The organism is Litorivivens lipolytica (assembly GCF_014191715.1).
Lineage (GTDB): Bacteria > Pseudomonadota > Gammaproteobacteria > Pseudomonadales > Spongiibacteraceae > Litorivivens > Litorivivens lipolytica.
The window spans coordinates 15,968-36,719 of the sequence record NZ_JACHWY010000002.1 but is presented as its reverse complement, the minus strand read 5'-3'; the positions used below and the strand labels follow the sequence as shown (position 1 = coordinate 36,719).

Below are 20,752 nucleotides of genomic sequence, written 5' to 3'. Positions count from 1 at the left end.
AAACATGAAACGCGTAGTCATTACCGGCATGGGCGTAGTCTCCCCCTTGGGTAATAATCTGGGTGAGGCACTGGCCTCCCTGCAACAGGGCAAGTCAGGTATCTCCACCAACGAGACCTACAAAGAGCTCGGGTTTCGCAGTCACATTTCCGGCAGCATCGAGCTTGACACCAGCGAGCACATTGACCGCAAAGTAAAACGCTTTATGGGCGATGCAGCCGCCTTTACCTATATCGCCATGCAGGAGGCGATCAAGGATGCGGGACTGGAAGATAGTGACGTTTCCAACGAGCGCACCGGCATTATCGCTGGCTCAGGCGGCGCCTCTTCTGCCAACCTGATTGAATCTGCCGACATTCTGCGCGAGAAAGGCGTTAAGCGTCTCGGACCCTACCGCGTTACCCAAACTATGGGCAGCACGGTCTCGGCCTGTTTGGCCACACCCTTCAAAATCAAGGGCGTGAACTACTCCATCTCCTCCGCCTGCGCCACCAGTGCCCACTGTATTGGCAACGCGATGGAGCTGATTCAGCTCGGCAAGCAGGACGTGGTCTTTGCCGGCGGTGGCGAAGAAGAGCACTGGACCCTGAGCTGTCTGTTTGACGCTATGGGCGCACTGTCGACCAAGTACAATGACACCCCCGAGAAAGCCTCTCGCCCCTACGATGCCAATCGCGACGGTTTTGTTATCGCCGGTGGTGCCGGCATGGTGGTACTGGAAGAGCTGGAACACGCCAAGGCGCGCGGCGCGAAAATCTACGGTGAAGTGATTGGCTACGGCGCCACATCGGATGGCTACGACATGGTCGCCCCTTCAGGCGAAGGAGCCGTGCGCTGCATGAAGCAGGCATTGCAGACGGTCGATTCGCCGATTGACTACGTCAATAGCCACGGTACCTCGACGCCGGCCGGTGACATTCAGGAGCTGAAGGCCATGCGTGAAGCCTTTGCCGGCAAAGACATGCCGCTGGTTGGCTCCACCAAATCCCTCGCTGGCCACACCCTGGGCGCCACTGGCGTGCATGAGGCAATCTACTCGCTGCTGATGATGCAGCACAACTTCGTCGCGGCCTCTGCCAATATCGAAACGCTCGATCCGGAAGCGGACGGCATGCCGATCGTGCGCGAGCGCAAGGACGGGGTGACGCTGAACACCATCATGTCCAACAGCTTCGGCTTTGGTGGCACCAACGCGACACTGGTATTCAAGCGTTACGCTGACTAAATTCCGGTAAACCCCGCTCGCTGCGCTCCGTCATCGCGAAGAGCGCAGCGACGCGGCGATCTCGAGATTTTCCGAACGAGATTGCTTCACGCTGTTCGCAATGACGGTCCGGTTAAACACCCTGCAAATCAGAGAGCATCAAGGCCTCAACCTGCTCACCCTTCTGCACCGTTTTACCCACCGGCAATACCACCAGCGCATTAGCCCAGGCCGCAGACGCCAGCACACCGGAACTTTGATTCGGGTACAAGGCTGCTTTCAACTGTCCACCTGACGCCTCAACTTTAGTGCGAAGATATTCCTGTCGACGACCGGCTTTAGGCCAATCAAAATCGGCGACAACCGGCCACGCCTGAGGCATAGGGTTACGCACGCCCTGCATGGCCAGCAGGTAGGGTTTTACCAAAATCAGAAAAGTGACAAAGCCTGAAGACGGGTTGCCGGGCAGACCGAAAAACGCTGCTTCACCAATCCGGCCATAAGCCAGCGGCTTACCGGGCTTGATCGCCAGCTTCCAGAGCTTCAGCTCACCCAGCTTTTCGACCTGAGCCTTCACATGATCTTCTTCGCCCGCGGATACGCCACCCGTCGAAATAATCAGGTCACAGTCGCGAGCGGCTTCTGCCAAGGCGGCAGCGGTAGCCTCTGCGGTATCTTCAACAATGCCGCAATCACGCACTTCGCAGCCCAACCCTTCCAGTAGCGCGGTCAACATGGCGCGATTGGAGTTGTAAATCTGCCCTTCACCGAGGGGCTCACCCGGTTCAACCAGTTCGTCACCGGTCGACAACAGGGCTACCCGTGGCCTGCGGGACACCTCGACCTCATTCAAACCCAGCGCCGCCAGCAATCCCACATCGGCAGCACCCAGTTTTTCACCGCCCTCGTATTGAGTAACTCCGGCAGCAATATCCTGTCCTTGAGGGCGAATATGCTGAGCTTTTTTAGGCGATTCGAGCACACGAATGCCGTCTTCCAGCACCTCGCAATCTTCCTGCATCACGACCGTATCGGCACCGGGCGGAATTGGCGCGCCGGTAAAGATGCGTGCGGCCGTGCCAGGCCCCAGTGCATGCCCTACCTGACCGGCAGCAATGCGCTGGCTGACGGGAATCACCGGCAAGGCCGCGTCAGCCTCGCGCAGGGCATAACCGTCCATCGCTGAATTATCCAGCGGAGGCACATTAACCTCAGCCACAACACTTTGGCGCAACACCCGCCCGCGCAAACTCGCCAGCGGGCAGCGCTCAGTGGGCAACAGACGCGCATCTGCGAGCAACTGTTGTAGTGCGTCATCGACGGGCGTTAACGCCATCAGTGACCACCGGCCTTGCGAGTATTGAGCACACCCACAAAATTACAGGGCTTGTGGGTACTGGTCAGCTGCTCACGAATAATCGCTTCCCAAGCGGTTCGACAGGCGCCGGTAGACCCCGGCACACAGAAAATCACGGTGTTATTGGCAAGCCCCGCCAAAGCGCGGGACTGAATGGTGGATGACCCGATTTCCTGATACGAAATCTGACGGAACAATTCGCCAAAGCCTTCAATCTGCTTGTCGAAGAGCACCGACAGCGCCTCGGGCGTCGAGTCTCGGCCAGAGAACCCCGTACCGCCGGTGGTCAGCACCACATCAACGCCTGCATCGGCGATCCATCGGGACACCACAGCCCGCATTTGATAAACGTCATCTTTGACAATGCACTTCTCTACCACCCGGTGCCCGGCTGCCTCGGCTGCCTCTCGTAGGTAATCACCCGAGGTATCATTGCTGTCGTCGCGAGTATCAGAGACAGTCAAAACGGCCACATTGAGGGCCACGGATTCAGATAGCGCAGTCATGGATTCTGTTTCTCACAAAGCAATTTGATCGGTTGCGGCAGGTAACTGCGCCAGGGCAGTTGTTTGATACCAAAGTCGTGAAGGATTTTTTCGCAGCGCAGCACGGGCACGGCAGGTTCGATGCGCAGGGCAGACTCCTGCACCACCAGGCTAGTCGCCTTTTGATCGAGATCGAGCTGCTGAGACGCAAAGGCAAACATCACCTCGGCAAACTCGTAGGCGCTGGTCGGACTGGAGCTGTTGTAGTGGTAAGCCCCCCAGTTATTGGCGCCGCAAGCCACTTGATCGATCACCCCGGAAATCACCCGCGCCAAGTCGGCCACATGTGTCGGGCAGGTCTTGAGCTGTGAATTCAAGGCAATATCGCCGCCATCCAGCAGGCGCTGGAAAAAGCGGACAAAAAAGTTATCGGGCTGGTTACTGAAGACTGGCCCGGTGCGCAGAATCACCCGCCGCTCGATATGTCGCTCCAGCAGGTGCTCAACCGCACTCAGACGAGCCCCCGCAACGCTTCCCGGCTGCACATTGTCGGTTTCTCGGTGGTTGATAGGCGCATAATCGCCGTCAAAAACCCGGCCATCACTCAAAAAGATAAAGGGGCTAGCGCTGGCTTCAAGCAGTTCGATGAGATGGTGGCGACTCTCGCCGCTGAGGCTCAACTCATTCCCGCGCTGCAGGCCCTCGAGTGTCGCCAGATCCAGCACGACCGTGTTGTATACGTCGGCTCGCCCCAAACCCAGAATATCGGCAGGCGCAACTAGCCGAAAGGCGCGCTCGCGCGCCTCGAACCAGTGACAGACAGCCTGTTGAAGTGCCGAAGGCTCGGCAATGACCAGAACGTTCAAAACCCTTTCCGCGCAGGAACTTAACCGTGGCCGCTATTGTAGGCGCGCTGACCGCGAACTGCGATACCCGCCGAGAAATTCGGAGGCCAGATAACGCAAGGGGCTTGCCCGAGATAAGGCGGCGGAGCCAGCCCCAGGGCACTGGGATTGGCAGCAATCTAGGGGAATCTACGTAGTCTATGGCGGTTTTCCACGATATCGACCGCCAAGATATTGTTATATAAATACTGTAATTTGACGCTCATGTGCCAAAATTTTGACACCAAATACAGCATTAAGCCCCACTACGACACATATGCGGAGCCGGTGTGACAATTCAGCGCGACAAACTCGCGCTGGCTCTTGGTGCTTGCCTAGTAGAGGAAGCGGAAGCTCTCGATATACGCTCCATCTCGGCCTCACGGCGACTCTGACGCACCAGCGCACACAGCACACTACGCACGTCCAGAATGACACCAAGGTGTTCAGCACACAGCAACCGCAGACGGATATCGATCGCCGGGATAATAAAAGCGCTATCCTGCTCCCAAGACTCCAACGTGTCACGACTAATGCCGACTGCATCCGCCACGCGCTGGCGAGAGTAGCTCATCCGCTCGCGGAGAAAACGCACCTCTGACCCGCTAAGGCTCGAGTGCTTTTTCAAAATCGCCATAACCGTCTGACGATGCAGTCTACGAACCTCGCTCAGCGAAATTTCGCCGTACTGCGACTCCGTGTTACGCACTTCAGCAATCAAGCTTTCAATATTCCCATCCATCGCTTAGCCCCCCATCGCGGCCAGTGGTGCATGCATTTCCTGCTCGCCGAGGTGCTGCATGTAAGCTAGCCCCAGCAATCCACCTTGCGAATACACATCAACGCCCAGCAGTCGACTAAGGCCGTGAGCCTCCGCCGACAGCGGCAATTCGGTGATGATTGCCGCACCCTGACAGTTGAAGTACCGCGCACAGCTGTACGCATCAAGAATGTTAAGTAGATCAACCCGTTCGCCATGGGTAACACTGCGCGCTACCGTCACATCGACCGCGCTTTTAAGAACCAGCCAACCATCCAGTCGCGAATGAGCCTTCAGTACACCGCGTTCGACCAAGCGATCAAACAGACGCAGCACGTCGCGGTCGTAAACTTTGCGTCGAAAAGTCCCGCTGATAGCAATCTGAGCCCCTTCACCGGTAGCGTGTTGCCATATGGCAACCACGCGGCCCACCACCTTCTCCCAAGAGCTTGCCCACAAGGACTCCCAGTTCAGGTGACTGCGGGTTTTCAAACCCAGGGTATACACCGACACATCAAAATAGTGCCGAGCCAAGCGGGTAACTTTGGGTTTAAGCGTATTGTTAAGCAGCGCCAGCAGCTCGTGGCGCACGCGGCAGCGCTTGATAACAAGACCAGCACTGTCACAAACCTCGTCCACCGCCTCTTCAATGCAAAGACGCGCAAGGCACTCCATACCGGATTCATCGCCACCAGTGTTGCGGCGTGCGCCGTCTAGCAGTAAGCCAACCAGCACGCCCTTGTCCGGCGTCAGGTTGATTCCCGTTGCAAACGGGCTTTGCAGCATGGGCCTATCCATTGTCACCACCCCGCGGTAGGTCGGCCTGATAAGGCCTCCGTTATTGGATTTTGATGCGCCGCCCCTTAAGCCATGGGCGGCATCGATTCACATTTACAATACGTGAATACCGGGGGAGGTGTGATGAAATGCTTAAAATAGCGATTGGAAAATTGACATATTACGGTTTTTAGGGCTAAGCCACTGCTTTGTAACCGTATTTTCGGGAAGACAGCCCCATTCGGGATGAAATAACGCCGCAATCGAGCCGCCTTTCAAGGGCTTAGCTATCGGTTTGCGGAGGGTGCAGCCCGCGTTAGGGGCTCAGCGGGCTAAAGATGTCGCGCAATTGCTGATCACAGTCAGCATAGAAGGTGTAGCCGTTTCCACCTTTGCGCTTGCTGGCGTACTTAGCGCAGTCTGCACGCACCATCAACTCTTTGGCGTTAAGCCCATCATCCGGGTAACTGGCAACGCCGATACTTGCTGCAGACTCTATGATCTGCCCATCAATACCGTAGGGCTTGGCCAGCAACTCTACCAACTTGCTGGCAACCGCCCCCACATTGTCACTCTGCAGCACCACAACAAACTCCAAGGGTGCCAACCGGGCCAGAATGTCAGATTCGCGCACTGCGCCTTTGAGACGAAGTGCGGCATTGGTCAACACGCGATCACTCAGCGCGCTACCGAATTGCCGATCAATTTGAGGAAACCGATCCAAATCGACAAATACCACATGCAGCGGCTCACCCGTTCGGGTGGCTTCCGCGAGCACCGTGTCGAATGCTCTGGCAAAGCCAACGCGATTCAACATGCCGGTCGTGAGATCCTGTTCCGCTACCGACTGCAGAGGCTGGCCCTCCTCGGACTCGACTTCCACTTTTTCAAGAATATGGACATACAGCTCCGCGTTGTTGCCACCGCCAGCAACATTCTCAGCACTTGTCACCGTCAACTGTGCTTTGAAGCGACGACCGGACAAGACGCGCCCGGTCACCTCGCCACTCCAAGGCTGACCACCACGAATCGACTCGAGCACAGCACCGGGCAGATATCGGCCCTGGAACTCATCAAAGCGGATCACATCCTTGCTATCCGACAGTTGCCATTCCTCGCGACCAATCAGGTTCATCAAACCGGTGCTAGCCTCGACCACTGCACCCGATGCGTCGGTGACATAGATTGGCAATTGAGAATAACAAAAAATGGTCTGGGTAATAAGCTGATCGAGGTCGAGGGGTTCAAATTCTTCTCGCGGCACCATATTGAGAACAAAGTGCGGCACCCCGGCAATAGTTACATTATTCTTGAAAAGCATATAGCGACCGAGCTCACGGCCATAAAGAAGGAGCTCAAACCCCTTGGTTGACTCGCTATCTCGCAGCCAGTCACAAAATAACAGGGCCCGGCTGCCGACAAAGTGCCGAAACGTGCTGCGCAGGTGCATGCGCCCACTGCGCTCTTGAAAGCCGAATACCCGCGCGGCCGCGTCATTGGCGTAGCGGATACCCAAGCCAACATCAATAACCAGAGAGGGCACCGGATTGGACTGAAATGCGTTGCTCAGTAGAGCTCGGTTACCGCCCCCGGCGACGCCGGTCAGCAACGGCTGGGGTTTGGAATCGTCGATTTGTGGCTTCGCGGGCAAGGTTTTACATGCTCGCGCAACACCTGCCCTGTCATTATCCAACATTCATCACCTGATTGGCTCCGTGCGCTTCAAACAAACACACGGCGGAATTCCATTCCGTTAACGGCCCCAACCGCAACGATTAGAGCGCAGTTCCGAGGCGCTATACCGACGCAACGGACAACAACTGCACGATTCTGGCGACTCCGCGCCAGCCGGTTATAGACCAGACTCGACACTCCCTGTGATGAATCTGTGCTCTGCTTGCCACCCACTCCTGCACGACGACAGGGGGCAATATGGCGATTGCCATACTGAGCCAGCAACAAAGGAGCCACAAGAAACCCTCGCCGTCACGGGCTGCTGGCTTGATAAAAGTCAAAATCTTGCGCTACAAGCACCCTCGCACTGACTTATAATCACCAGCTCTGATATTCGCTGATGAAACAGAAACTTAGAAATAACATCTGACAATACGGGTTGATTCAGCGGCCGCCCGAAGGATGGTGTAGACTCTGAGTTAATAAGGCTTCGGCGCGCCCTAGCGCGCCCGCCCCACAACTCAGTACGATGCGATCACAACGAGGCTCCGCCAATGGCAGACGAGAAAGGCAGCTCAGCCGCCGAAGAAAACAACACTGAAAAAAGCACATCAGAAAGCAAAAAGAAGACAGGAAAGCCCTATAAAGATGAATTGATCGTTGTTGGTATTGGTGCGAGCGCCGGCGGGCTTGAGGCCATGCAATCGCTGGTATCGAATTTGCCGGTAGACTCAGGTTTCAGCTTCCTAGTTGCCCAGCACTTATCGCCCTCGTATCGAAGCATGATGGTCGACCTGCTAGAGAAGGACTCAACCATCCCTGTGCGGGCCGCCATCGACGGTGCCGTACTCCAGCCCAACGAGCTGTATATCTGCCCACCCAATCATAATATCGAGCTCGCCCCCAACGACCACATCCGGCTTACCAGCTACCCTGACATGCGACATACTCCGCGCCCGTCTGTGGATATGCTGCTGGAGTCCATCGCCACCGAAAAAGGCGAGCACAGTATTGGTATCATCCTGTCTGGCACCGGCAGTGACGGCTCCCGAGGCATCCGCGCCATCAAAGCGGAGAATGGCATCGGCGTGGTGCAAGACCCGGAAACGGCCAAATTTGACGGTATGCCAAACGCGGCGATCAATTCAGGGAATATCGACCTGATCATCCCTCCCGCCAATATCGGCCAAGAGCTCATCAACCTGCTGTCCTTTCCGCGGGTTCGCAACTCCGACGCGGAAGTCATTTCCCGCCCGGTGTACGACGGCATCATTCACCAGTTACGGGTGAACTGCGATGTCGACTTCCGGCTCTACAAAGAGAACACCATTGTGCGCCGCATTGAGCGCCGCATGGCAACACTCAAGATCAGCACACCCGAGCAATATCTAAAGTACATGCGCGATCACAAGGAGGAAGCCTCCTTCCTGTTCAACGATATGCTGATCGGGGTAACGTCGTTCTTCAGGGATGCTCGCGCCTATGAGGTACTCCGCGGAGAACTCGCGAAGTACATACAGGAAAAAGAAACCAAGACACTGCGCATCTGGTCGGTAGGCTGCTCCACCGGTGAAGAAGCCTACTCCATGGCGATGATTGTTTCCGACATACTCGGCGACGAAATCAGCGATTGGAAGGTGCAGATATTCGCAACGGACATCGACAAGCGTGCTATTACCTACGCACGCAACGGCATCTACCCGGAAATTGCCATCCAGAATCTGCCGAAATCCATGCGGCAGAAATACCTGTCGATAAATAACGACCAGTATGAAGTTGTTAAAAGCATCAAATCCAAACTGATCTTCTCACTGCACGACGTTAACCGCGATCCGCCCTTCTTGCGGCTCGACCTGGTGAGCTGCCGCAACCTGATGATTTATTTCACTATGGAACTGCAGCGGCAACTGCTACCGACCTTCCACTACGCGCTGAACCCGCGCGGCCTGTTAATGCTGGGGCAATCGGAATCCATCGGTATTTTTCAGGAACATTACCGCCCGCTGTCAAAAACGGCAAAACTTTACGAGAGTGTCTTTATCGGCAAGCAGCTGCCACCGGAGCGTCAAGTGCGTGCCGGTCAGTACAGCGACCGCAACCGCGAGGATGTCGGCGATCGCAAACTGGAAAAAAGCTCGCGCACCGCATCAAGCTCGGACGAGGTCTACCAGGAGTTGATCACAGCGAAGATGAAGGATCTTCTGCTGCCCAACGCCATTGTCATTAATGACAACCAGGACATCATGTTTACCGAGGGCACCAATCCGATTCTTGTACGCCCCGAAGGCAAACCCAGTAACAATATCTATAAAAACCTGCATCCGCGTCTCGCTGTCGATGTGCGCTCGGCGCTGCACCAGCTGGAAAGCCAGGACAACGTTACCGACACGGGCTACATCAATCTTGAACTCAACGGCGAAGATTGCTGGGTTAAGCTGATTTTCGCCAAGGCAGTACTCGCCAAACCGGCCGGCACCATGACAATCATTTATTGTCAGATAGAACGCGCCGACAGCATGCCCGTGCATAGCGGCGAAAGCGAATCGACCACCGAGGCGGTGGTATTGGAACAGCACCGCTTATTGGCACGCACCAAAGAGCAACTGCAAAATGTTATCGAGGAATTAGAAGCCTCGAATGAAGAAATGCAATCCATGAACGAGGAACTGCAGAGTTCAAATGAAGAACTGCAGAGCTCAAACGAGGAACTGGAAACCACTAACGAGGAGCTGCAGTCGACCAACGAAGAATTACAGACTGCCTATTCCGAACTGAAAGTGGCCTACGAAGACAAAGAGCAACAACAACGCGAACTATTGCGACTGCGCTCTGAACTGGAGCAAGCCAACACACTGCGCGACGAAGCCGAACGTATCGGCCGGACCGGCTCGTGGATGTGGGATGTAGCGACCCGCAAATTTACCTGGAGCCGCGGGTGTTACCGTGTATTTGGTCTCGACGAGAAAGTATTTCACCCGTCCTACGAAGCCTTTATAGGCGTTGCCCACCCCGACGACCGCAATCGACTGGAACGCCACTTGACTGACTTGCTGGTCAATAAAGCCTCCCAGCCTTTTGTTTTCAAGGCACAGGACAGTGATCGCAACACGATCATCGTATCAATGGAAGCCGTAGTCTCATTCAACGACCTGAAACAGGCCGTCAAGGTCATGGGCAGCATCACCGATATGACCGAAAAGCTGAGCTTTGAGCGCGAAGCAGAGCAATCCCAGAAACGCCTGGAAGCGGTCGTGAAAGCCAGCTTAACCCCCTGTGTTTTGCTCGACCTTGAGCTGGAAGAAATTGATGCTGCGAACAAAGCCTTCCTTGACCTGACCGGCCTAAAGGAATCCAAACTCAGTAACTATATGGGCGATGAACTCTACACCCTGCTACCGGCTAGCGACCGTGAGATCCTGCGCGGCATACTGAACGAACTGACTCATTCTGAATTGGGCGCATCGCTGGAAGGCGAGTATGCCATCTGCTCACAAAAAGGAGACGCTGTAAACGTAGTTGCAAACCACGCCGTCCTAGAGGTCAACGACAAAAACGGACAGGCTGAAAAAATTCTAATTAATTTACAGCCAAAATAGGACTGAAGTGCGACCCGGGGGCAAGCCGCCCCCGAACGCCAGGGAGGCAGAAAGGCGCACTTCGCAGGCAAAATCATGGCGGATAAACACAGCCCCGATCCGGTAGAGAACTATATCTCGCTGATGCGCTTGCGCGGCGAGAGCAAATGTTCCGAATGCGCCCTGCTGAATCGCTGTCTGCCGCGTTCACTTGCAGACACCAACCTGCTACCAATCTTCGAAAGTGCGGTAAGCGGAAATTTTGCTATTGATGCCGGCGAAGATCTGCTGAGTGATGAGACCAAATTCAGCCTATTGTTCATAGTGAAGTCTGGCACCTTTAAAGCGATCAACCGGATCAACGAAGCCAATATCCAGGCCTTTTACTTCTCCGGCAATCTTATTGGACTCGAAGCTATCGGCCAGAGACAGTTTGATTCACGCATTATCGCGCTGGAGCGCAGCGTCATATGCGCAGTCGACTACGACAAACTGTTGGATTTGCTCAACCGTTTAAATCAGGTCAAAAAACACTTTATCGAAACAATCAGCCTCCAACACCTGGAAAGCCTGCGCCTGTTCGCCATTATTCGCTCTGGCTCCGTGCAGCAGCGAGTAGCGGCCTTTTTGCTTTTCATCTCCGAGCAGCAAAAGCGTCGCGGCCAAGCCTTTCTTGATATGGTTTTGCCCATGGGCAGAACCGACATCAGCAACTTTTTGGGGGTCTCTCCAGAATCACTCAGCCGCACCCTGACCTCGCTGAGCAAAAAGCGCCTCATCAAAGTTTTCAACCGTAGAGTGACGCTAATGAACTACGATGCGCTAAGCAAAATGCTAAGCGAAGCCGACTGATTCAGCGGTTGACGTAATACAGGCACGGCACATCTGAGAGCGGCTCACCGGGAAGGGAACTTGAGCAAATGACTTTGCCATCATGGTCGAAATCGAACGTTTCGCAAACCATGGTACGCCCTAGGTTTTCGTAGTAGACAATCACTGTTCTAACACCGACAAAAACGTCGATAAGCCGGAAGTAAATATAGGGGCGAACCTCCATCGCCATCTCCCAATAATGCCGGAGATGCTGCTTACCCTGAAGCATGCCCTCCTCAATTCCAAAGCGCCCAACAATGACTGGCGAATCAAGTACTACATCATCGCTGTAAAGCGTTAAAATTTTCTCAACATCGTGGGAATTGACTGCAAAAATCCATTCCCAGGCAAACTCCAGTGCCTTTTCTCTATCCATGAATAACTCACCGTATAGCTTTTCCTGCCACCGGGCTCACTTCAACCACGAGACAGGGAATCCATTCGCCTTGCGCTCAGACAATAGCCGGAACACAAGAATTCCATTGCTCTTGTACGGAACAAGAGCGAGTTGCTTTCACGCCTGCGGACTCCATGTCCGTGTCGGCGCGCGCAACAGCGATAGACCATCCATTCTATCGCCCGAGCCTCCCTACACGCGAGTAGGAATAACACCAACTCGTCAACGGCTTCTACCGCAGATTTACTATGCACCGCAGCGTTTCGCCCGGCAAATAATCAACTGGGAAATCGAAAATTTGTTGATTTAAGTCATACAAAACGAGGCTTACTCGCTCGAGCAATCACATCGCAGGCAAAAACTCTATAGAAATAAAAGATCTAACGGCTATAGGTCTCGTGCAAGTAGTCGAGAATATCCTCAGACTCAAACAAGGCCACTCCGGAATTGGGATCTTCCAGATAGGGCGCCATAACCTGCCCCGTTTTGGCTTTGAGCGCACGCCGTGGTGCACTACTGTGCTCCAACTCCGGCCAGAGCCGGTTGCGCAAGGGCGTCAAAGCAAAGTCTTGCCACTGGGCTTTACCGATGGGGCGCAAAATGTAGGGGAGTTCCAGCTCGCACAGGCGCTCACGCACCAAACGGGCATAAGGACTGGATTCAAAACCCCATAAAATCAGCGGCTTGGCGGCAGCGTGTGAAGGCCGCGCGAACATGCCGTGGCGCGTGCGCAAGCCGGAAGCCAACATGGAGGAAGCGGTATTGATTACCTTAAGGCGCAGTGTGGAGGGCGCACTGCGCTCACCGTAGGTGGTGCAGAGATAGCGGATAATATCCGCCGATTCATAGAGCTGCTGACCGGTATTCGGGTCGATCAGCAACGGAAACTGGGCCTTACCGCCGAGCCGCTTGGCTTCAGCCCGGTATCGCTCACCCCGCTTCGGACAGGGATAGACCAACACCTCAAGCTCCAGCTCGGTCAGTAGCTCGCGAACCAGCCGGCAGTAAGGGCAGTTCTCAATATCATACAACTCCAGCATTTTCGCGGGCTGCCGCACTGCCGGGCGGCTCATAGTGCCGCGCCAGAGAGCAGCCGAAGACGTGGCCAGTGAATTGAGCAGGTTCAAGTTTGACGGCATGGTAGCTGTCCTGTCGCGGGAAAACCCGCATCATACGGTCGCCGGCCGCTACTCGCAATTGCACCTAACAGCGCAGGGTTCAAGTGTCGATGAGATCTATCCTCCGTGACTTATATCCGCGGCAAGTTGCCCGCTCGGCGCGCAAACCCGCCCGCCAACCCAGACAGAGAGGCCGCATACTAACGCAAGCAGGGGAAGCAGCCAGACGCCCCAATGAGCAAACGCCGCCCCCTCTATCACTGCAACCGCCGTCAGCATAACGAAACGCAAGGCCTCGGCGACAAGCGAGGGCGTGAGCATTAGCTGCTGACTATTCGCTACAACACCAGAGAGAACAAACAGTAACAATGCCGTTTTGGTCAGAACGGACAGCTCTCCGATATTCGCCAGCGTATAAGCGGTCGCCAATAACAGAACCGCAAACTGCACCCAAGCCCATAGAATCAACCACCGCGGCTGAGGCCGTTGAAACTTCTGACCTGGATCTCGGTAGTCTAACTTCTCATCGGGCCAACGACGCTTAACATCCTCCGGCCGCCATCCCGTGCGCGATAAAAATACTGACGCCTTATCGCGCCATTTTCTGGTCGTCAGGGCATCGCGCAGAAGGCGCCCCATGTAGTTCAGTTCTATCATCACCGGGTTGTAGTGACGCACGGGTGTAGTGATGCCATAGGCCGGCGGCTCGTCGCGCAACTCTTCCTGAAAGGTGCCAAACAGGCGATCCCAACAAAAAATCTGACCAAAATTTTTGTCGATATACTGTGGGTTAATCGCGTGGTGCACCCGATGCTGGGACGGCGTTACCAGAAAATATTCAAACGGGCCGAGCTTGCCCACGTGCTGGGTGTGATACCAGAATTGCATAAAGAATTGCACGGGCAATACAACGGCGACAACTTCGGTCGGCACCCCAAGCAAGGCCAGAGGCAGCAGCATCAGCCCGCCATAAGAAAACCAGTTAAAGGCATTCTGACGCAGCGCGACGGCCAGATTAAATTCTTCGCTGCTGTGATGAATCAGGTGCATGGCCCACAAAAAGCTGTTGGCGTGGGCCCAACGGTGCATCCAGTAGCTGGTAAAATCCTTCCATAGGAACACCAGCGCATACAGCCAAAATCCGGTGATGATGGGTTCGCTCACTGCAATACGCTCAGCCACCCAATCGTAACTGATGACCAACACCCCAAAACCCAGGGTGCGCAATACCAGATAGGTGAGACCGGAACTGATACTGGATACCGCATCCGCGTGGTGGTGCCAGGTGTCCGGCCCATTCCATTTGCTCCACGCAAACTCGAGCAGCATCAACAGCAGAAAACCCGGGATGGCGAACAACACCGCATTCTCAAAGGCGCTCATGTTGCTCCTCCAACACCCGCCGCGGTATCCGCACGGATTCACAGAAGTCAGAAACGAAAAAGGCCTGTTGATACAGGCCTCCATTCCACAATGTCTTACTCATACCGACAGTGAAAACCTAAAACGGAATGTCGTCATCAAAATCATCGAAGTTGCCAGCCGGTTGCTGGGGAGGTTGATTCTGCTGCGGCGGCGCTGACTGCTGGGGCTGACGGCGTTGCTGCTGTTGCGGCGGCGCTTGATTATAGTCGTCCATACCACCGCCCATGCCGCCACCCATACCGGAGCCACCACGGGAATCCAGCATTTGCATTTCGCTGGCGACGATTTCGGTCGTGTAGCGATCCTGACCGTCCTGCCCCTGCCACTTGCGGGTGCGCAGCGAGCCTTCCACGTAAACCTTGGAGCCCTTCTTCAGGTATTCACCGGCGATTTCGCCCAGACGATTGAAGAAAACCACCCGGTGCCACTCGGTACGCTCTTGCGGCTGACCGGTATTTTTGTCCTTCCAGCTTTCACTGGTGGCCAGGGTGACATTGGTGACCGCGCCGCCCGAGGGCATATAGCGGGTTTCCGGATCCTGACCGAGGTTTCCGATCAGAATGACTTTATTGATTCCACGCGCCATGCAGCACTCCCTAAATGATTCCCTGAATTATTGTGTGGGCCGACACCAAACGCCCACTATAACCAAAATACCCCAACCTCACTAGGCGGAGATCAGTTCGTCCAGACGGCGACGGTCGAAGTCGCTAGCCACCTTGATGTAGATCACCGGCTCACCGGCAATCACGGTAATATCGAGCACGTCCGGCCACTCGCGCAGGCGCTCCAACACCGTTTTACGCTGCTGCTCGTCGCGGCCAATTTCCACCGCCAGATTCGGTGCCGGCGCCGGCACCCGCAGTTTCAGCGCGATCAGCAGCCAAACCAATCCGACCCCTGCACACAGACCAAACACGCCGGTCACGCCCCAGTTCGCCATCAAAAGACCCCCGAGGCTACCGCCACAGAAGGCGCCAAAGAATTGAAAGCTGGAGAAAATCCCCATCGCCGTGCCACGACCGCCGGGATAGACCGTCCGGCTAAGCAGGGACGGCAAGTTGGCTTCCAGCAGGTTGAACACCACAAAAAACACCAGCAGCCCAGCCAGAAACAACACCAGGCTGTGTCCCAGCAGCGCCATACTCAGGGTCGAGCCACCAAGCAAGGCTACCGCAATCAAGATCATGGCCTTGACCTTCCCTCGGCGCTCGGCCGCCACCATCGCCGGCACCATAATCAGAAAGGCCAGAAACAGCATCGGCAGGTAAATCTGCCAATGGCGGGCCACATCCAGCCCCATGCTTTCCAGATAGGCGGGCACCGCCACAAACTGAGCGGTGATCATCAGATGGAGGGCAAATACCCCGGCATTGAGGCGCATCAAATCCGCATCAGCCAGGCAGCGCCGCATCATATCCGGCACCGAACGCACCTCGGCGTTATTGCTGACACACGTTGCGGTAGGCACCGTGGTCCACAGCAGGATCATGCCGATCAGGGCCAAGACTCCCGTCAGCCAGAACAGCCCGGACAGCCCCATTTGCGCGCTGATCACCGGGCCCAACACCAAGGCCACCGCGAAAGACATACCGATACTGGCGCCGATACCCGCCATGGCCTTGCTGCGATGCTGCTCGCGGGTCAGATCGGCCATCAGTGCCGTGAGGGTGCTGGCAATCGCACCGGCGCCCTGCAAAAAGCGCCCGGCAATGAGCCCCCAGATCGTATCTGCCGAGGCTGCAACAATGCTACCCAGCGCAAACAGCAAGAGGCCCGCAAAAATTATCGGCTTACGGCCAAAGCGATCCGACAGCAGACCGAGGGGAATTTGCAGAACGGCCTGACTTAGCCCATAAATGCCGACCGCCAAGCCCACCAGCGTGCCGGTACTGCCGGCGTAATCCGGACCATAGACGGCTAGAACCGGCAACACCAGAAAGAGCCCGAGCATACGGAAGATGTACAACAGCGACAGCGAGAAAACAGCCCGTTTCTCGATACCGGTCATTCTGTCCGGGTGAGTCAAAGGAAACCCTGCGTGATTGATCTGAGATGGCGGCCGCCCGCGTAACAGGGCGATCCGGTAAAGAGCGCAATTTTAGCAGCTCGAGGCTGTCAGGTGAAAGCCGCCACTTTGCACCCGACGGTGGTGAAACTTTATACTTGTCCGGTTCAGCCTGCTGCATTTGCGATTATAGCGGCGGCAACCACCGAGAGAGAGCATGGATCGAATACTTGTCCGGGGTGCCCGCACCCACAACCTGAAAAACATTGATCTGGATATTCCCCGCGACAAGCTGGTGGTGATTACCGGCCTGTCCGGTTCCGGCAAGTCATCGCTGGCCTTTGACACCCTGTACGCCGAGGGGCAGCGCCGCTACGTGGAATCACTGTCCACCTACGCCCGCCAGTTCCTGTCGATGATGGACAAGCCCGATGTGGACCATATCGAGGGTCTGTCGCCGGCCATCTCCATTGAGCAGAAATCCACCTCCCACAATCCGCGCTCGACCGTCGGCACCATCACCGAAATTTACGATTATCTGCGCCTCTTGTTTGCTCGCGTGGGCGAGCCACGCTGCCCCACCCACGGTCAGGCGCTTGAAGCTCAGACCATCAGCCAGATGGTCGACACCGTGCTGGCGCAACCGGAAGGCAGCAAATTGATGCTGCTGGCGCCGATGATCAGCAACCGCAAGGGCGAACACCTGCATGTGTTCGAACAGCTTCGCCGAGACGGTTTTGTACGGGTGCGAGTGGATGGCATCGTCTGTGATCTGGACGAAGCGCCCAAGCTGGACAAGAAAAAGAAGCATACCATTGAAGTGGTAGTGGATCGCTTCAAGGTGCGCGACGACCTGAAGCTGCGTCTTGCCGAATCCTTTGAAACGGCGCTGAACCTGACCGGTGGTATCGCTGTGATCAGCCCGATGGACGATCCGTCCGGCGCCGATATTGTTTTCTCGTCACTGTTCGCTTGCACCGAGTGCGGTTACTCCCTGTCGGAGCTGGAACCGCGACTGTTCTCCTTTAACAGCCCCATGGGTGCCTGCAGCAGCTGTGACGGTCTTGGTTTGCGCCAGTTCTTCGATGAAAGCCGCGTCGTTCAGCACCCGGAAGCGAGCCTTTCACAAGGCGCCATTCGCGGCTGGGATCGACGCAGCGTGTACTACTTTCATCTGCTGACCTCGCTCGCTGAACACTATGGCTTTGACGTTGATACGCCTTTTGAGGAGCTGTCAAAAAGCCATCAGAAAAAAATTCTACACGGCAGCGGTGACGAAGAAATTCAGTTCACCTACATCAACGATCGCGGCGACAGCTTCAAACGCAAACACCGCTTTGAAGGCGTTATTCCGAATATGGAACGCCGTTACCGCGAGACCGAATCCATGTCGGTGCGCGAGGAGCTCGCGAAGTTTCTCAGCACCCAGCATTGCCCTGATTGCGAAGGCACCCGTCTGCGCCGCGAAGCGCGCAATGTGTTTCTCGACGATCATACCCTGCCCTCTATCGCAGCCCTGCCGGTCGCAGACGCACGGGAATATTTTGAATCGCTGGAGCTGTCCGGACGGCGTGGCAAGATCGCCGAGAAAATCCTGAAAGAACTTCGTGAGCGGCTCACCTTTCTGGTTGATGTCGGCCTGAACTATCTGACGCTGGATCGCAGCGCAGACACCCTGTCCGGCGGCGAGGCCCAGCGCATTCGCCTGGCCAGCCAGATTGGCGCCGGACTGGTCGGCGTGATGTACATTCTCGATGAGCCCTCTATCGGCCTGCACCAGCGCGATAACGAGCGCCTGCTGAATACTCTGATTCACCTGCGCGATCTGGGCAACACGGTGATTGTGGTAGAACACGACGAAGACGCGATTCGCGCGGCGGATTTTGTGCTGGATATCGGTCCCGGCGCAGGCGTTCACGGCGGCCAGGTGGTTGCCAAGGGCACCCTGAAAGATATTTTGAAAAGCCCCCAGTCCCTCACCGGGCAATACTTAAGCGGCAAGAAAACCATCGCCATCCCCAAGAAACGGCACACGCCTGACCCTGAGCGTCAGCTGGTGCTGAATGGCGCCAGTGGCAATAACCTGCAGGATGTCACGCTGCGGATTCCGCTCGGCCTCATGACCTGTGTTACTGGCGTTTCCGGATCTGGCAAATCGACACTGATCAACCACACGCTCTACCCGATTGCTGCCACCGACCTGAACGGCGCAAGCACCTTAACGCCGGCCCCGTATGAAAGCATTGAAGGGCTCAATCTGATCGACAAATGTATCGATATCGATCAAAGCCCGATTGGGCGCACTCCCCGTTCAAACCCCGCCACTTATACCGGCATTTTCACGCCGGTGCGGGAACTGTTCGCCGGCACGCAGGAAGCCCGCTCCCGTGGCTATAAAGCGGGCCGCTTCAGCTTTAACGTGAAGGGTGGACGCTGCGAAGCCTGTCAGGGCGATGGTGTCACCAAGGTGGAAATGCACTTTCTACCCGACGTCTACGTGCCCTGCGATGTCTGCACCGGCAAGCGCTATAACCGCGAGACGCTGGAGATACACTACAAGGGTAAAAACATTCACGAAGTGCTGGAGATGACGGTAGAAGATGCCGCCGAGTTCTTCCAGAACGTACCCGCTATTAAAAAGAAATTGGATACACTGGTGGATGTCGGCCTGTCGTACATCCGACTGGGCCAGGCGGCAACCACCTTGTCAGGGGGCGAAGCCCAGCGCGTAAAACTCGCTCGTGAGCTCTCCAAGCGAGACACGGGTAAAACCCTATACATTCTCGACGAACCGACGACAGGCTTGCACTTCCACGATATTCAACAACTACTGAACGTGCTGCACCGTCTGCGCGATCACGGCAACACCGTGGTTGTCATAGAACACAATCTGGATGTCATCAAAACCGCGGACTGGATTGTTGACCTCGGCCCGGAAGGCGGCAGCGGGGGCGGCGAGATCATTGCGGAAGGAACGCCAGAAGACGTTGCCGAATGCCGTGAATCTCACACCGGGCGATTCCTGGCCGACATCGTTAAACCTGCGAGAAAGAAAGCGAAATCAGCCTGAATCTAGCTGACGGTAGACTCGGTCTGCGCGCTGCGCTTGTTGCGATACATGCGCTCGTCGGCCGCGTGCAGTATCTCCTCCAGCGTTCTCGCATCGTCAGGATAGAGCGCGAGGCCGGTGCTGGCAGACAGGCGCACAGTGTTGCCGTTGCGCAGATTGATGGGCCGCTCCAGTTGCCGCTGCAGGCGGTCCAGCACCAGCTGGGTAATTCGATGATCGACAGTCCCATGTAACAGAATCGCAAACTCATCCCCGGCCAGCCGACAGACAAAATCCTGGGACCGCACTGCCCGCCGCAGACGGCCGGCAAAAGCCTGTAACACCCGATCCCCCGCAGAGTGTCCGTGCTCATCGTTCACCGGCTTGAAGTTATCGAGATCGATATAGACCAGTGAAAAACGCTCGCGCTTTGCCTCGTAGCGATCAATGGCTCCCTGCAACTCGCGATAAAACGCGGTGCGATTAGGTAACAGCGTTAGATCATCCCGCCGCGCCACTTCCACCAATTGTTTCCGGTAGCGCTGATTGTTGAGCTCGTAAAACACGATCATCAGAATCAAGGCACCGAAGGCAACAGATGCATGAACCAATTCGTTAACCTGAACCATCGGGCCCTGCGCGATATTGGGGAATTCGAAGCCGCTGATCTGTAATAAACTCGCGCCAAATATCACCGCGTAGGTAATCACGGCCCAAATAATACCGGGCTTTAAGCCCAGCAGAACAAAGGCGAATACCGGCGGTGCGACCATCATACTGGCCGAAATACTGCCCAAGGGCCCGCCTAAAAATCCGACGACCACGGAGACGGTAATAAACATCACCGCCAGAGACAGATTAACCGCCAGCACAAAACGCTTGGCGTGCCGAAAGATCAGCACACCGACGATAAGCGCAATTTGCAGGGGTATCGTGAAACCAAAGGTCCAGCCATAGGTATGGCTGGGTATCCCGCTAAACAACACACTGTAGATTTGCGCCAGCAATATGACCACAACTAGGGACAAGTTGACGGCCACGAACAGTTGGTAACGGTGGAGTTCGGCCTTTTGCTTGGCCAGCTCGGCAGGCACTAGGTGCCCGACAGCCCGGCTGAGAGATCCTTTCATTAGCGCGTCCGCGGGAAAATGTGACCCGCTTCTCAT

The 20,752-nt window shown here is 55.8% G+C and carries 16 protein-coding genes; 4 read left to right on the top strand and 12 right to left on the bottom strand.

Features of this window, described 5'->3' with window-relative positions:
* The first annotated feature begins 4 nt into the window (after positions 1-4).
* The gene (gene fabB / locus FHR99_RS08640; RefSeq protein WP_183410260.1) at positions 5-1,225 is read left to right on the top strand and encodes a beta-ketoacyl-ACP synthase I; all 1,221 of its coding nucleotides are present in this window, start codon (positions 5-7) and stop codon (positions 1,223-1,225) included.
* Between the two features lie 112 nt (positions 1,226-1,337).
* Here the strand turns inward: fabB and FHR99_RS08635 are convergent, their stop codons facing one another.
* The 6 genes from FHR99_RS08635 to FHR99_RS08610 form a co-directional block, all read right to left on the bottom strand.
* Complete coding sequence (locus tag FHR99_RS08635) at positions 1,338-2,540, bottom strand: molybdopterin molybdotransferase MoeA (RefSeq protein ID WP_183410259.1); 1,203 nt, start codon at positions 2,538-2,540, stop codon at positions 1,338-1,340.
* Complete coding sequence (gene moaB, locus FHR99_RS08630) at positions 2,540-3,067, bottom strand: molybdenum cofactor biosynthesis protein B (protein WP_183410258.1); 528 nt, start codon at positions 3,065-3,067, stop codon at positions 2,540-2,542. Before moaB ends, FHR99_RS08635 begins: the two co-directional genes overlap by 1 nt.
* Entirely contained in the window at positions 3,064-3,912 is an 849-nt protein-coding gene (locus FHR99_RS08625) for a sugar nucleotide-binding protein (RefSeq protein WP_183410257.1), read from the bottom strand. Before FHR99_RS08625 ends, moaB begins: the two co-directional genes overlap by 4 nt.
* Positions 3,913-4,228: 316 nt before the next feature.
* On the bottom strand, positions 4,229-4,672 hold the full coding sequence (locus FHR99_RS08620) for a helix-turn-helix domain-containing protein (RefSeq protein WP_183410256.1): 444 nt from the start codon (positions 4,670-4,672) through the stop codon (positions 4,229-4,231).
* A gap of 3 nt (positions 4,673-4,675) precedes the next feature.
* Complete coding sequence (locus FHR99_RS08615) at positions 4,676-5,476, bottom strand: hypothetical protein (protein WP_183410255.1); 801 nt, start codon at positions 5,474-5,476, stop codon at positions 4,676-4,678.
* Positions 5,477-5,783: 307 nt separating this feature from the next.
* Positions 5,784-7,163 (bottom strand): sensor domain-containing diguanylate cyclase, encoded by a 1,380-nt coding sequence (locus FHR99_RS08610; RefSeq protein ID WP_183410254.1) that lies wholly within the window; start codon positions 7,161-7,163, stop codon positions 5,784-5,786.
* A 532-nt stretch (positions 7,164-7,695) separates the two neighbouring features.
* On the opposite strand from FHR99_RS08610, the gene FHR99_RS08605 reads away from it, so the two are divergent.
* Both FHR99_RS08605 and FHR99_RS08600 read left to right on the top strand, forming a co-directional pair.
* Positions 7,696-10,737, top strand: a complete 3,042-nt coding sequence (locus FHR99_RS08605) for a chemotaxis protein CheB (protein WP_183410253.1) — start codon at positions 7,696-7,698, stop codon at positions 10,735-10,737.
* 75 nt (positions 10,738-10,812) lie between these two features.
* The gene (locus FHR99_RS08600; protein ID WP_183410252.1) at positions 10,813-11,568 is read left to right on the top strand and encodes a Crp/Fnr family transcriptional regulator; all 756 of its coding nucleotides are present in this window, start codon (positions 10,813-10,815) and stop codon (positions 11,566-11,568) included.
* 1 nt (position 11,569) lies between these two features.
* Here FHR99_RS08600 and FHR99_RS08595 read toward each other — a convergent pair whose 3' ends face one another.
* From FHR99_RS08595 to FHR99_RS08575, 5 genes are all read right to left on the bottom strand, one after another.
* A complete protein-coding gene (locus FHR99_RS08595; RefSeq protein WP_183410251.1) occupies positions 11,570-11,965 on the bottom strand; it encodes a nuclear transport factor 2 family protein in 396 nt (131 codons plus the stop codon).
* Positions 11,966-12,366: 401 nt separating this feature from the next.
* Complete coding sequence (locus FHR99_RS08590) at positions 12,367-13,125, bottom strand: glutathione S-transferase N-terminal domain-containing protein (protein WP_183410250.1); 759 nt, start codon at positions 13,123-13,125, stop codon at positions 12,367-12,369.
* A gap of 96 nt (positions 13,126-13,221) precedes the next feature.
* Positions 13,222-14,487 carry a sterol desaturase family protein gene (locus tag FHR99_RS08585; protein ID WP_183410249.1) on the bottom strand — a complete coding sequence of 422 codons (1,266 nt, stop codon included), beginning with the start codon at positions 14,485-14,487 and terminating at the stop codon, positions 13,222-13,224.
* A 118-nt stretch (positions 14,488-14,605) separates the two neighbouring features.
* Positions 14,606-15,115: a single-stranded DNA-binding protein gene (ssb, locus tag FHR99_RS08580; protein ID WP_183410248.1), complete on the bottom strand. Its 510-nt coding sequence runs from the start codon at positions 15,113-15,115 to the stop codon at positions 14,606-14,608.
* Between the two features lie 81 nt (positions 15,116-15,196).
* On the bottom strand, positions 15,197-16,558 hold the full coding sequence (locus FHR99_RS08575) for an MFS transporter (protein WP_246386683.1): 1,362 nt from the start codon (positions 16,556-16,558) through the stop codon (positions 15,197-15,199).
* Between the two features lie 196 nt (positions 16,559-16,754).
* Here FHR99_RS08575 and uvrA point away from each other — a divergent pair, with 196 nt between their 5' ends.
* Positions 16,755-19,607 (top strand): excinuclease ABC subunit UvrA, encoded by a 2,853-nt coding sequence (gene uvrA, locus FHR99_RS08570; RefSeq protein WP_183410247.1) that lies wholly within the window; start codon positions 16,755-16,757, stop codon positions 19,605-19,607.
* Positions 19,608-19,609: 2 nt separating this feature from the next.
* Here the strand turns inward: uvrA and FHR99_RS08565 are convergent, their stop codons facing one another.
* Positions 19,610-20,716 (bottom strand): diguanylate cyclase, encoded by a 1,107-nt coding sequence (locus FHR99_RS08565; protein ID WP_183410246.1) that lies wholly within the window; start codon positions 20,714-20,716, stop codon positions 19,610-19,612.
* Between the last annotated feature and the right edge of the window lie 36 nt (positions 20,717-20,752).

Coding starts and splice junctions, on each gene's coding strand:
- FHR99_RS08610 (WP_183410254.1), bottom strand. CDS start 7,163: ATGTTGGATAATGACAGGGCAGGTGTTGCGCGAGCATGTAAAACCTTG.
- FHR99_RS08635 (WP_183410259.1), bottom strand. CDS start 2,540: ATGGCGTTAACGCCCGTCGATGACGCACTACAACAGTTGCTCGCAGAT.
- FHR99_RS08600 (WP_183410252.1), top strand. CDS start 10,813: ATGGCGGATAAACACAGCCCCGATCCGGTAGAGAACTATATCTCGCTG.
- fabB (WP_183410260.1), top strand. CDS start 5: ATGAAACGCGTAGTCATTACCGGCATGGGCGTAGTCTCCCCCTTGGGT.
- uvrA (WP_183410247.1), top strand. CDS start 16,755: ATGGATCGAATACTTGTCCGGGGTGCCCGCACCCACAACCTGAAAAAC.
- moaB (WP_183410258.1), bottom strand. CDS start 3,067: ATGACTGCGCTATCTGAATCCGTGGCCCTCAATGTGGCCGTTTTGACT.
- FHR99_RS08595 (WP_183410251.1), bottom strand. CDS start 11,965: ATGGATAGAGAAAAGGCACTGGAGTTTGCCTGGGAATGGATTTTTGCA.
- FHR99_RS08615 (WP_183410255.1), bottom strand. CDS start 5,476: ATGCTGCAAAGCCCGTTTGCAACGGGAATCAACCTGACGCCGGACAAG.
- FHR99_RS08605 (WP_183410253.1), top strand. CDS start 7,696: ATGGCAGACGAGAAAGGCAGCTCAGCCGCCGAAGAAAACAACACTGAA.
- FHR99_RS08565 (WP_183410246.1), bottom strand. CDS start 20,716: ATGAAAGGATCTCTCAGCCGGGCTGTCGGGCACCTAGTGCCTGCCGAG.
- FHR99_RS08590 (WP_183410250.1), bottom strand. CDS start 13,125: ATGCCGTCAAACTTGAACCTGCTCAATTCACTGGCCACGTCTTCGGCT.
- FHR99_RS08620 (WP_183410256.1), bottom strand. CDS start 4,672: ATGGATGGGAATATTGAAAGCTTGATTGCTGAAGTGCGTAACACGGAG.
- FHR99_RS08585 (WP_183410249.1), bottom strand. CDS start 14,487: ATGAGCGCCTTTGAGAATGCGGTGTTGTTCGCCATCCCGGGTTTTCTG.
- ssb (WP_183410248.1), bottom strand. CDS start 15,115: ATGGCGCGTGGAATCAATAAAGTCATTCTGATCGGAAACCTCGGTCAG.